Origin of the sequence: Parapusillimonas sp. JC17, from assembly GCF_052180245.1 — a bacterium.
Classification (GTDB): Bacteria; Pseudomonadota; Gammaproteobacteria; order Burkholderiales; family Burkholderiaceae_B; genus Parapusillimonas.
On sequence record NZ_CP197474.1, the window covers coordinates 2,289,861 to 2,302,438 of the forward strand.

The 12,578-nt window shown below is 61.6% G+C and carries 8 protein-coding genes; 6 read left to right on the top strand and 2 right to left on the bottom strand.

The genetic code is table 11. The features are described from left to right. The first annotated feature begins 29 nt into the window (after positions 1-29). Positions 30-1,235: a type II secretion system inner membrane protein GspF gene (gene gspF / locus ACSBPU_RS11055; protein WP_442598117.1), complete on the top strand. Its 1,206-nt coding sequence runs from the start codon at positions 30-32 to the stop codon at positions 1,233-1,235. A 182-nt stretch (positions 1,236-1,417) separates the two neighbouring features. Next, the gene (locus ACSBPU_RS11060; RefSeq protein WP_442598119.1) at positions 1,418-3,583 is read left to right on the top strand and encodes a sulfatase-like hydrolase/transferase; all 2,166 of its coding nucleotides are present in this window, start codon (positions 1,418-1,420) and stop codon (positions 3,581-3,583) included. An 84-nt stretch (positions 3,584-3,667) separates the two neighbouring features. Here ACSBPU_RS11060 and ACSBPU_RS11065 read toward each other — a convergent pair whose 3' ends face one another. Continuing rightward, on the bottom strand, positions 3,668-4,786 hold the full coding sequence (locus ACSBPU_RS11065; protein WP_442598121.1) for a formylglycine-generating enzyme family protein: 1,119 nt from the start codon (positions 4,784-4,786) through the stop codon (positions 3,668-3,670). Between the two features lie 158 nt (positions 4,787-4,944). Then, positions 4,945-7,461 (bottom strand): EAL domain-containing protein, encoded by a 2,517-nt coding sequence (locus ACSBPU_RS11070; RefSeq protein WP_442598123.1) that lies wholly within the window; start codon positions 7,459-7,461, stop codon positions 4,945-4,947. Positions 7,462-7,703: 242 nt separating this feature from the next. On the opposite strand from ACSBPU_RS11070, the gene ACSBPU_RS11075 reads away from it, so the two are divergent. The 4 genes from ACSBPU_RS11075 to ACSBPU_RS11090 are packed head-to-tail and all read left to right on the top strand — an operon-like array spanning position 7,704 to position 12,528. Continuing rightward, a complete protein-coding gene (locus tag ACSBPU_RS11075; protein WP_442598125.1) occupies positions 7,704-9,023 on the top strand; it encodes an ABC transporter substrate-binding protein in 1,320 nt (439 codons plus the stop codon). 15 nt (positions 9,024-9,038) lie between these two features. Continuing rightward, positions 9,039-10,757 (top strand): ABC transporter permease, encoded by a 1,719-nt coding sequence (locus ACSBPU_RS11080; protein ID WP_442598127.1) that lies wholly within the window; start codon positions 9,039-9,041, stop codon positions 10,755-10,757. After that, positions 10,754-11,839 (top strand): ABC transporter ATP-binding protein, encoded by a 1,086-nt coding sequence (locus tag ACSBPU_RS11085; RefSeq protein WP_442598129.1) that lies wholly within the window; start codon positions 10,754-10,756, stop codon positions 11,837-11,839. Before ACSBPU_RS11080 ends, ACSBPU_RS11085 begins: the two co-directional genes overlap by 4 nt. After that, positions 11,836-12,528, top strand: a complete 693-nt coding sequence (locus ACSBPU_RS11090; RefSeq protein WP_442598131.1) for a YetF domain-containing protein — start codon at positions 11,836-11,838, stop codon at positions 12,526-12,528. The genes ACSBPU_RS11085 and ACSBPU_RS11090 overlap by 4 nt, the downstream gene beginning before the upstream one ends. Positions 12,529-12,578: the final 50 nt, after the last annotated feature.

The window sequence follows — 12,578 nt, forward strand, 5'->3', positions numbered from 1 at the left end:
CGACGGCCAACGGGAAGAAAGGAGGCGGCATGCCAAGCTACCAGTACGAAGCCGCCGATGACACCGGCAAGATCGAACGAGGACTGGTCGATGCGGACACCGAGCGGAACGCGCGCCAGATCCTGCGCTCCCGCGGGTTGCTGCCCTTGTCGCTGCGTCCTACGGGGGGAGCAGCGGCGGGCGGAATGCTTTCGGGGCCGCGCCTCGGCGATTCAGACCTGGGCTGGCTGACACGACAGCTGGCGAGCCTGCTTGCGGCGCGCCTGCCCCTGGAGGCCGCACTGAGCGCCACCATCGAACAAGCCGAGCGCCGGCACGTGGCCCATGCGCTGGCGGCGGTGCGCGCCGATGTCCGTGGCGGACACAGGCTGTGCGATGCCATGGCGGCGCGGCCGCGCGATTTTCCGCCCATTTACCGGGCATTGATCGAAGCGGGCGAACAATCGGGCGAGCTCTCGCAAGTGATGGAAAAGCTGGCCGATTACATCGAGTCGCGCGGCGCCTTGCGCAACAAGGTGCTGACGGCCTTCATCTATCCCGCGATCGTCACACTGGTGGCGATCGCCATCGTGGTCTTCCTGCTCACCTATGTGGTGCCGCAAGTGGTCGGCGCTTTCAGCCAGACCCAGCAGGCGCTTCCCCTGCTGACGCGCACCATGCTGTCCCTCAGCGCCTTCGTGCGCGACTGGGGCGCCCTGGCCGCCCTGTCGCTACTGCTGCTCTTTGCCGGCTGGCGCTGGTATCTGCGCCACCCCGCCGCCCGGCTGGCCTGGCATGCGCGAGTACTGAGGCTTCCTTTGCTGGGCCGCTTCGTGCTCGGCGTGAATACCGCCCGCTATGCCTCCACGCTCGCTATCCTTACCAGCAGCGGCGTCCCTTTGCTGCTGGCACTGGACGCCGCTCGCCGCACGCTGGGCAACGACCGGCTTCGCCTGGCGGTGGATGAGGCCACGCGCCGCGTCCGCGAAGGCAGTTCTCTTGCGCCCGCCCTGCAGGCGCAGAAGGTGTTCCCGCCCTTGTTGATCCATTTGATCGGCAGCGGCGAACGCACGGGGGAGCTGCCGGCCATGCTCGAACGCGCGGCGCGTACGCTGTCAAACGAACTGGAACGCCGCGCGCTAACCATGACGGCGCTGCTCGAGCCCATGATGACCCTGATCATGGGAGGCATCGTGCTGTTCATCGTACTGGCCATCATGCTGCCCATCATCGAGATCAATCAGATGATACGTTGAGCTGGATTGGGGTCAGACCCATTGATTTTTGGGGTCAGACCCATTGGGTCTGACCCCTAGCCACACAATAAAATTCTGGCGCCCCCACACTATTTGCTGTTACGATTGTTTCTGAAACTCACATTTCAACATCGACGGCAGGCGGCCGGCGTCGCGCAGCCTGAGCCGCCAGGGAGACGAATTTGAATACGCTTCCGGCCACCCTTGCCGCTACGCTTGCCGCGCTGACTCTTGCCTCGTGCGACAACAGCAGCCATGTCGCCTCCAGCGACACCCCTTCCCAGCCGCCCAATATCCTGTTTGTGGTGCTGGACGATTTCGGGGTAGACCAATTGGCTCTCTATGGTTATGGAGGCGCGACGGCGCCGCAAACGCCCAACATAAACGCAATCGCCCACGCCGGCGTGCGATTCCGCAATGCCTGGTCCATGCCCACGTGCACACCCAGCCGCGCCACGTTCTTCCAGGGCCGATACCCCTTCCGCACCGACGTCAAGAACGCGGTCGTTGCGCTCGACCTGGCCAATTCCCAGGTGTCTCCCTTCGAAATGACGACGCCCAAGCTCCTGAAGGAAAAGGGCTATGTCAATGGTCTCGTGGGCAAGATGCACCTGTCGGGCTCCGACCTCAATCCAGCCAATAATCCGTTGGGCAACGGAGTCATGCACGAACTGGGATGGGATTATTTCGAAGGCTATCTCGATGGCGGCCCGTACCCCATCGATACGACTGCGGGCGGCATCAGCCGCCTGAGCGAAGGCGGCGGCGTATACGGCTGCGGCTTCATACCCAGCACGAAAGACGACCCGGCCCACGGCGCCGACAGCGGCGCCTGCTATCAGTCAGACGGTGGCTGCACCGCCCTGTCGACGTCCACGACATCCACACCGGGGCGTACCTGCCTGGAGCGCGGCGGCATCTTCGACCCGGGGCAATCCTGCCGCGCGGCCCGCCCCTCGTACATCGATTTCAGCGTGCAGAACGGTTATTACACCGGCGAATGGATCATCAACCGGCCCGATGGCAGCGTCGAAGTCATTCCCCCGTCCGATCCGCGCAGCCGCGGGTACCGCACGGTGATGGAAACCGACCGGGCCGTCAATTGGGTCCGGGAGCAGGCGCCGAACCAGCCATGGATGCTCAGCGTCGGCTATTCCGCGATCCACACGCCCCTGCAGCAGCCGCCGGAGTCACTGCTTCCATCCGGCTCCATTGCCACGTCCGGCTATACCTGCACGGGTCTCGACGAACAGCGCGTGCTCACGAACCAGATGACGGAAGCCATGGACAAGGAAATCGGACGCCTGCTGGTCGAGATCGGGCTCGCCCGATTCAAGGAAGACGGCAGCCTGGACTATCAGCCCGAAAAGACGAATACGGCCGTGGTCATCATGGCCGACAACGGCACTTATGCGCCTAGCGTCAAGGCGCCGTTCAACCCTACGCGCGCCAAGGGCTTCCCTTACCAGACGGGCGTATGGGTTCCCTTGATCGTCGCCGGACCCATGGTGAAGCAGGCGGGCCGCGAGGTTCCGCACATGGTCAACTCCGCCGACATGTTCAGCCTGTTCGGCGAGCTTGCAGGCCTGGACGTGCGCCAAGCCGTGCCGGCCTCCCACACGCTGGACGCCAAGCCGATACTGCCCTACCTGACCGAGCCCGGCCACGCCAGCATACGCAGCACCAACTACACCGAAATGGGGACCAACATAGCGTCCACGAAGGTTCCACCGGCCCCGCCCTGCGTCCTCCCATCCTCCAACGTCTGCGTGCAAGTCTTTCCGCAGCAGGGCGTATGCGAAGATCAAGGCGGCATCTGGTACGGGGCGGGCGGCGCGGCCGGCCAAGCGGGCCTGCCCTCATGCTGCGCCGTCAACGATTACCTGGTGTCCCAGGGCGATAGCGCGGTCGACATCCTGCCTGATTCGCAAAAAGCCATACGCGACGAGTTCTTCAAGCTGGTACGGATCGAGCGCCTGAACTGCTCCAGCGGGCAAATCGAATCCGTCGACGAGTTCTACGAGGTCGACCAGGCGGCGCCGCTGCCCAAGCTGGACAACGCGCTGCACAATCTGTTGACCCGGCCCGCCATGACGCCCGAACAGCAGCAGCATTACGCGTCCTTGAAGTCCGAACTGCAGACGCTCATGAACAGCCACGTCCGGTGTCCGGGCGACGGCAACCTGGACTTGGTGGTCGACAACCGCGACATCGAGAACTGGAAGCGCTTCAGCACTGCCAATGGGGGCAATTCCAGCTGGTACGATTTCAATCACGACGGCGTGACGGATGAAAGCGACCTGGCGATCATTCAGCAGAACATGGGCAAGGAGTGCCGAGCCGCCTGAGGGTCAAGGGGTCAGACCCCGCAGGGGGTCAGACCCCTGCACCTCCGCAGCTCTGGGGTCAGACCCCGTACGGGGTCTGACCCCTCATCCTTTAGGCGCCGCCGCGTCTTTCACCAGCCGGAAACCCACGTGGGACATGGGGCTGTAAGGATCGGAGCCGCGCCGCGCGCTGGGCCGGTACGACAGGCAATAGCTTTCATTGCACAGAAATGAACCGCCGCGAATGACGCGTTTGGGCGCGTTTGCCGGCACGCCGGGCTCGGACGGATCAAATGACTCCGCGGGCCCTTTCGGGCTGTCGATGGGTCCCTTGCCGCCGCGAGCCTGGAGCGCGAAGTAATCGGACCGATACCAGTCGGTCACCCATTGCCAGGCGTTGCCGGTCATGTCGTACAAACCATAGCCGTTTGGCGGGAAGGTGCCTGCGGGCATGGTACCGACGGCGCCGCCCGCCTGGGGGCTCACCACGGGGAAGGTGCGCTGGCGGGTGTCCCAGTAATTGGCTTGCACCTGGCCTTCCGGCATCAACTCGTCGCCCCATGCATAGGTGGCCTGCTCCAGGCCTCCGCGCGCCGCGTATTCCCATTCGGCTTCTGTCGGCAGGCGCTTGCCCGCCCATTTTGCGTAGGCCAGGACGTCTTCATAACTGACTTGGACAACCGGATGGTCGCCCTTGCCTTCTATGGAGCTGCCGGGCCCTTGCGGGTGCCGCCAGTCCGCGCCCGCGACATAACGCCACCACTGGCTATAGTCGGCCAGGTTGACCGGCCCGCTGGTGCCGACGAATACCATGGCGCCGGGCACGAACACGTCGTCCGGCGGCTTCGGAATGCCGGGAGGGAGCTGCACGCGGATGGTTTCCCAATCGGGTTTCTTTTCTGCGGTGGACACGTAGCCGGTCTGCCGTACGAATTCCGCGAACTGGTCGTTGGTGACGTGTGTGACGTCCATCCAGAATCCCTGGACGCGAACGGAGTGGGCCGGACGCTCGTTCGGCTGGGCAAGCTTGCTGTCGCTGCCCATCAGGAAGGTACCCGGCGGCACCCAAGCCATGTCCTTGGGCGTGGTGATTCCATCGCCCAGTATGACGGTGGGTTCCGCAGGCTGCGTAGCGGATTTCGTCAGCCACCCGAAGGCGGTTCCCCCTGCCAGCAGCGCGAGCGCGCCGCCTGCCGCAAGTAACGCCGGAAACGTCTTATTCAAGGTATCCTCCAGTCGACATCAGGGGGCTCACGAACGAATTGCGACATTGTCGTCGGATATCAGCACGCCCCGCTGCCCCGCCGGCCGTTCTTGTATGTTCAAAAACGTAACCGATTATTAGTCTTGCAATTTACCATGATTCTTTTGCGTCGGCGGCCTTAGCTGATCGCATCCACCCACTCCCGGGCCTGAATGGCGCTTTGTTGTCGCGCGATATCGGCGATCTGTGCGGCGGTGACAGGACGACTGAAGTAGTAGCCCTGCATTTCATCGCAACCCAAGGCCTTCAATGACTGGGCCTGGCCTCGCGTTTCAACCCCTTCGGCCACAACCGTCAGCCGCAGGCTCTGGCCCAGCGCGATGATCGCGCGCGCGATGGCGGCATCGCTCGGGCTGTCCATCATGTCGCTGACGAAGGATTGGTCGATCTTGAGGATGTCGATGGGAAACAGCTTCAGATAGCTCAGCGACGAATAGCCCGTGCCGAAGTCGTCGACCGACAGAACGACGCCGAGCTCCTTCAGCAGATGGAGAGTGTTGATGGCGGACTCGGTGTCCTTCATTACCGCGCTTTCGGTGATTTCGATTTCCAGGCAGTCGGGCTCGAGTTCCGACTGCGCCAGAATACCCTGCACCTGCACGACCAGCTTCGAGTAGTGAAACTGGCGCGGCGACAGGTTCACCGCCACACGCAATTTCCCGACCCCCTGTTCTCGCCAGCGTCGCGCCTGCGCGCAGGCCTCTTGCAATACCCACGTACCGATGGCATCGATCAAACCGCTTTCTTCGGCGACAGGAATGAAGTGGGCGGGAGGCACAATGCCCAATGTGGGATGCTGCCAGCGCACCAAGGCCTCGACGCCCCTCAGCACCCCGGTGCGCATGCAGATGCGCGGCTGGTAATGCAGCAGGAGTTCGTTCTTCTCGATGGCCCGGCGCAAGAACCCTTCTATGGCCATCTTCTCCTTCAGGCCCTGCTCCATATCGGGCGTATGGTAGCGATAGTTGTTGCGAGAATCGCTTTTCACGTTGGTCAGCGCCAGATGGGCCTGCTGCAGCAGGCCCTCTTCCGTCGTTTCATCGTTCTGATAAATCGCAATGCCGATGCTGACGCTCAGGAAAACGTCATGCCCTTGAATTCTGAAGGGCGCACGCATGGCCTTGAGCAGGTTTTCGGCCAGCCTGGAAACCTCGCTCTTGTTCTTGATCTCGCTTTGAACGACGATGAACTCGTCGGCGCCCGGGCGCGCCAGCAGGGCATTGTCCGTCAATTGCACCTCGATGCGCCTGACCGTTTCGTGCAGGACCTGATCCCCTTGCGCATGTCCGAACATGTCATTGACTTTCTTGAAGAAATCCAGATCGAGAAAGAGCACGGCCACCATGTGGTGGTTGAGGCGCGAGCGCAGCAAGGCCTCGCGCAGCTTGCACAGGATCAGCGAACGGTTGGGCAAGCCCGTCAAGGCGTCGTGGCTCAGTTGGTCCACCAGCGCATTCTCAAGCTTTCGGCGTTCGGTCAGGTCGCGCACGATGGCCATCGTCAGTGTGTCGTCGTCGGCCTCCAGCATGCCCGTGCTGATTTCAGCATGGAAGATCTGGCCCTGCGAATTCCAGCACAGCACATCGCTGCCGGATTGGCACTGCGGCCATGAAGGAATGAAGCGATTGATGGATGACCCGAGCGCCTTTTCGCGCACCAGGCCGAACAGCGATTCGGCGCGCGCATTGACGACCTGCATGCGTCCGGCCCGGTCGACCAGAAAAATGGCATCGGGGGCGAACTCCATCAAGCCCCTGAACTTGCTTTCGCTGCGCCTGAGCCTTTCTTGCGAGCGCTGCAAGCGCTGATAAGGCTCGTTCACGCCCGACATGAATATTGCGCGATACAAGTACAGGCAGCCCACCACCTTGTAGACGTGGCCCAGCAGATTGGCCATGTCTTCGGCCTGGAAATACATGGTGAAGCAAAGCTCGCCAAGCGCCAAGATGACCGCGGCGCTCGCCAGGTGGCCGCCGCGCCTGAGATCCCCGCCGGATGCCCGTGGCAGCAGCAGAGCTGCCGCCAGCAAATACATGCCGACAAACAGGTACTCCATGGCGATCTTGAACGCCGTGAGCCCCTGCCCTTCTATAAACGTGTCAGGAATGGGAAAAGTCTGAAAGAGAATCGTCCAGAACACCAGTGCGACGAATCCTAGGGAAAGCAGGAGGCCTGTATAGCGCACCGGGGCCCGGCAGACCCATGGCCACGGCATGATTGCCACCATCAAGATGGTGGCGGCGCTGATGAATCTTGCCACGAGCCAGAACTCGATCCCTTTCTCGACCGAACTGGGGGTCACGAAAGCCGGCATGCCCGGAAAGGACAGCATGTGGCCGATGTCGAGCAGCCCGACCATGAGAAAACCGGTGGACAGGACGACGACGGCCGTCGGTGCCCGCTGGTCGAAACTGTGCCAGCCCAGCGCAAAGATCATGGCCGAGACCACTACGGAAAAAATCTCCATCAGTGTGTGTATGGGAAGATAGATTTCCTTGACGACGGGCCATTGGTGCTGTGGACTTAGCAACAGCCATAATATGGGCGCCGCAGCCAGGGCCAGCACGGGTAGCAAACGGAGGCGCTCCGCAAGAGGAAAGGCGGAAAAAGACTTGATCATCGAAAAAACGTTCATGTTCTTTCCGCCCTGATTTCTGTGATTATGCAATTGCGCGAGGCGTTGTCACTAATAGTAAGCGAAAATATCAAACTTGATCTATTGCAATATTCAAGCAGGAAAATACGAGCTCCCTAGGATTAACCCGGATTATTCTGCATGCCCGTTGTTGCACATTGGCTGCTTGCCTTTTTTTCATTAGACTTGACGCCGACCGTTGCATGTCTATTACAGCCGCAAGGCAACAACCGGAGACAAACATGAGCACCATAAAACTGACGCCGCTCCTGGCGGCGCTGACGCTTGCGGCAGCTGCGCCCGCGCTTGCGGGGACGGTTACCGTCATCACCTCCTTTCCCAAGGAACTCACCCAGGCGTACAAGACCGCGTTCGAGAAAGCCCATCCCGACATCAAGCTCGAGATCCTGAACAAGAATACAGTGTCCGGCATCGCCTATGTCAAGGAAACGCCGGCCGGCAAACGACCCGAGGTCTTCTGGGCAAGTGCGCCGGACGCCTTCGAGGTGCTGGCCAATGACAAGCTGCTCGAGAACGCGACCGACGTCGCCAATCCCAGCGTGCCCGACAAGATCGGCAGCTTCCCCATCAACGATCCCAACGGCATGTTCATGGGCCAGGCGCTCGCGGGCTACGGCATCATGTACAACACCCGTCTCCTCAAGGCCAAGAAGCTGCCTGAGCCCACCACCTGGGCCGACCTGCTCGAGCCGCAATGGTTCGGCAACGTCGGCATCACGTCGCCTTCCCGTTCTGGGACCATGCACCTGACCGTCGAAACCATTCTTCAGGGCGAAGGCTGGGAACAAGGCTGGAACACCATGTTGCGCATGGCGGGCAATAGTGCAGCCATCACGGAACGTTCCTTCGGCGTGCCCGATGGCGTCAACAACGGCCAATTCGGCGCCGGCCCCGTCATCGATTTCTTCGGCCTGTCCAGCAAGTACTCGAAGTTCCCCGTCGAGTTCGTCTATCCCGAGGAAACCTCCATCGTGCCGGCCAACATCGCCCTCATCGCGGGGTCGTCCAACGCGGCGGAAGGCAAGAAGTTCATCCAGTTCGCCCTCAGCAAGCCGGGGCAGGAAATCCTGCTCCAGCCTCAGATCTCCCGGCTGCCCGTCTTGCCGTATTCCGATCTCAGCAATATCCCCGAAGGCTATCCCGATCCCGGCGCCATCGCCAAGCGCAGCAAAGTGCAGTTCGACGTCAACCTGTCGCAAAGCAGGTACTACATCGTACAGTCGCTTTTCGACCAGACCATCACGTTCCGCTTGAAAGAACTGCAGCAGGCCACCAAGGCCATCCACGATGCAGCCAAGAAGCTGGGCGCGAACCCGACCGGTGAAGCCGCCAAGCTGCTGGATGAAGCCAGGAAGCTGGCCTGGAGCCCCATCCTGGATGCCAAGCAGGTTGCCGACCCGGAACTTGTCGCCGTGTTCGCCGGCAACAAGAAAGACGCCGAAATCAGCCAGAAGCTGTCCAAGCTGCAAGGCGACTGGAACCGGCAAGCCGGCGAAAACTACAGCAAGGCGGTCTCGTTGGCGCAGCAAGCCGCGAAATAACCGGGATCCCAATGCATGCGTAACAGCCAAGATGGTCAGCCTCGCTTCACTTCAGGCCTGGCGCTCGCAGCGATGCTGGTGCTGGCCTTCCTGGTACTGTTTCTGGTCGTACCCGTCGGCAGCGTCTTCTACAGCGCCTTCGTCAATGCCGACGGCAGTTTCACCTTCGGGCACTTCGGCGCCTTCTTTCACCAGACGCTCCTGAAGGACTCTTTCTTCAACAGCCTGTACGTCGCCCTTGCCTCGACGTTCTGGGCATCCGTCATCGCCATCCCGCTTGCCTACCTGACCGTGCGCTTCCGGTTCCGCGGCGCGCTCATCATCCAGACGCTGGGCGTCCTGCCGCTGATCATGCCGCCGTTCGTGGGCGCGGTCGCGCTGCAACTGATCTTCGGCCGTTCAGGCAGCGTGAACCTGCTGCTCGACGAGTGGCTGGGCGTCACCCTGCCCATCATGGACGGACTCAACGGCATCATTTTCGTCGAGTCCCTGCATTACTTTCCCTTCATCCTGCTGAATCTCACCGTGGCGCTGCGCAATATCGACGGCGCCATGGAGGAAGCCGCAGTCAATCTCGGCGCCAAAGGCTGGCGGCTGTTCCGACGAGTCATCTTTCCCCTCGCTCTGCCGGGTTATGTCGCCGGCGCATCGCTGGTGTTCGTGAAAGTCTTCGACGACCTGGGAACGCCTCTGGTGCTGGGCGTGACCAACATGCTCGCGCCGCAGGCTTATCTGCGCATCACGCAGGTCGGCCTGGATGACCCGCTGGGCTACGTCATCAGCGTGATCATGATCGGTTTTTCGATTCTTGCCCTATGGCTGTCCGCCAAAGCCCTAAAAGGCAAGGATTACTCGACATTGCAGAAAGGCGGAGGTTCGCTGCAGCAGCGCGAGCTCACCGGGCTGCAGACCATACTGGCCTACGCCTGGATACTATTGGTCCTTCTGCTGGTTCTTTCGCCGCATATCGGCGTGCTATTGCTGTCGTTGGCAACGGTCTGGAGCTATGCGCCGCTGCCCGACGGCTACACGCTCGAACACTACGCCACGATTTTCCAGGACTCCCCCGGCATGATAGGCAATACGCTGCTGTACTGCGGCCTGGCGGCCGGCATCGACGTCATACTCGGTACGGCCATCGCCTACCTGATGCTGCGCACCCGCCTGCCCGGACGGCAATGGCTGGACTGGATCGCGTCGGCAGCGCTGGCCGTGCCGGGCATCGTACTTGCCATCGGCTTCATGCGGACCTTCCGGGGCATAGAGATTCCCGGCACGGGAACCGCTTTGACCGGAACCTGGATACTCATCATGATTGCCTATTCCGTCCGGCGCCTGCCCTATGCACTGCGTTCCTGCGTGGCGGCGCTGCAGCAGATCAATCTTTCGCTCGAAGAGGCGGCCGCTTCCGTGGGTGCCAATCGCTATCGCACCATACGGCGCGTCGTCATTCCCCTCATGGCGGGCGGCATGCTGGCCGGCTTCGTCACCAGCTTCATCACGGCGGCGGTCGAACTTTCGGCGACCATCATGCTGGTCACGCGGGATAGCGATGCGCCCATGAGCTACGGCATCTATCTGTACATGCAAAGCGCGTCGGGCCGCGGGCCGGGTGCCGCCCTGGGGGTGCTTGCCGTCGTCGCGGTCGCCGTGGGCACCTACGCTTCGCATCTCATCGTTGAACGCGCCTCGGCCCGCCAGCGTCCGGCGCGCGCCCTGAAGGAAATCCCATGAAGAAAGTCAGCGTCGAATGCAAGAACATACGGCTGTCTTATGGAAGCACGGAAGTCCTCAAGGACATCAACCTGCGCATAGAACCCGGCGAGTTCTTTGCTTTGCTCGGCCCTTCCGGCTCGGGCAAATCCACACTGCTGCGGCTCATCGCCGGATTCAACCGCCATAACGCAGGTCGCCTGCTGGTCGATGGCCAGGACGTCAGCACCGTGCCCGCTTACAAGCGCAACATCGGCATGGTCTTCCAAAGCTATGCGCTCTGGCCGCACATGACGGTCTGGGACAACGTCGCGTTCGGCCTGGTCGAACGGCGCCTGTCCAGTGCCGAGATCAAAGAACGTGTGGCCTCGGTGCTGGCCCTGGTCGGCCTTGCCGGCTATGCGAAAAGAAGGCCGAACGAACTGTCCGGAGGCCAGCAGCAGCGGGTCGCGCTCGCGCGCACCATCGTCATCGAGCCGCAGGTGCTGCTGCTGGACGAACCCCTGTCCAATCTGGACAAGAACCTGCGCGTGCAAATGCGCCAGGAACTGCTGTCCCTGCAAAGACGCCTGGGGATCACGACCATCTTCGTCACGCACGATCAGGAAGAAGCCATGACGACCGCCGATCGCATGGCCGTTCTGGACCAGGGCGTGGTGCAGCAAGTGGGCAAGCCGTCGGAACTCTATGACTTTCCGTGCAACCGTTTCGTCGCCAACTTCGTCGGCACCATGAACGTGCTGGAAGGAAAGGTCAGAGGCCAAAGTGACAGAATGGTGGCCATGGACGTGGCCGGCGTCGGCGAAATCGCCCTGCCCCTGCATGCAGAGGCCGCCATCAACGACCAGCTCGCGCTGAGTTTCCGCCCGCATACCGTTCAGCTCGAAGACCAGCCCGAGCGCCAGACCAAGCGCTTCATCTGGCTGCCCGGCGTCATCCAGCATAGTGAATTCCTGGGAGAATTCACCCGCTATGCCGTCCAGGTCGGACAGCAAACCCTCACTGCCGATCAGGCGCATTTTGCCGGCATCAATTTGTACGCGCCCGGGACGTCGGTGTCCGTGGGCCTGGAACCCACTCAGATCCGACTGCTGCCGACATGAACGCCTTCGATTGGCAGCGCATGCTGCTCGATCAATTTCCCTGGACTTTCCTGGGCGAAGTCCTCTTTCGCGCCCTGTTCGCCTACGTCCTGGTTTTCCTGTTCCTGAAGATATCGGGTCGCCGTGGAATCAAGCAGCTGTCGCTGTTCGAGATCGTCGTCATCCTGACCCTGGGCTCGGCAGCCGGCGACGTCACGTTCTATCACGATGTCCCCCTGTTGCCCGTCTTCTTCGTTTTCGCAGCCTTGCTGGCCCTGTACAGGCTGACCACCTACCTCATGTCGCGCAGCGTCCGCTTCAGCTATTGGATGGAGGGCGAGCCGGTCACCTTCATACACGAAGGCATGTACGAGATCGACAGCATGAGCCGGCTCAATGTTTCCGAGGACGAGTTCCTGATGGAGCTGCGGCAGCAAAGCGTGGAACATCTGGGCCAGATCCGGCTCGCGATCATCGAAGTGGATGGCAACATCAGCCTTTATTTCTATGACGATGACAACACGAGGCCCGGACTCTCGGTGCTTCCTCCCAAGCACAGGCCCATATACGAAACCACGCCGTTCGCGGGGCTGCATGCATGCACCAACTGCGGCAACATCGAAGAAATCGCCGAGCGCCAGCAACTGAAATGCCCACGATGCGGAGAGGGCATGTGGTCTCAGGCATTGACTACCCTGCGCTCGCGCTGAGGTCGAAATAGCTTGATTTCATCGTCTGCTTGACGCAGACTGAACGGCGC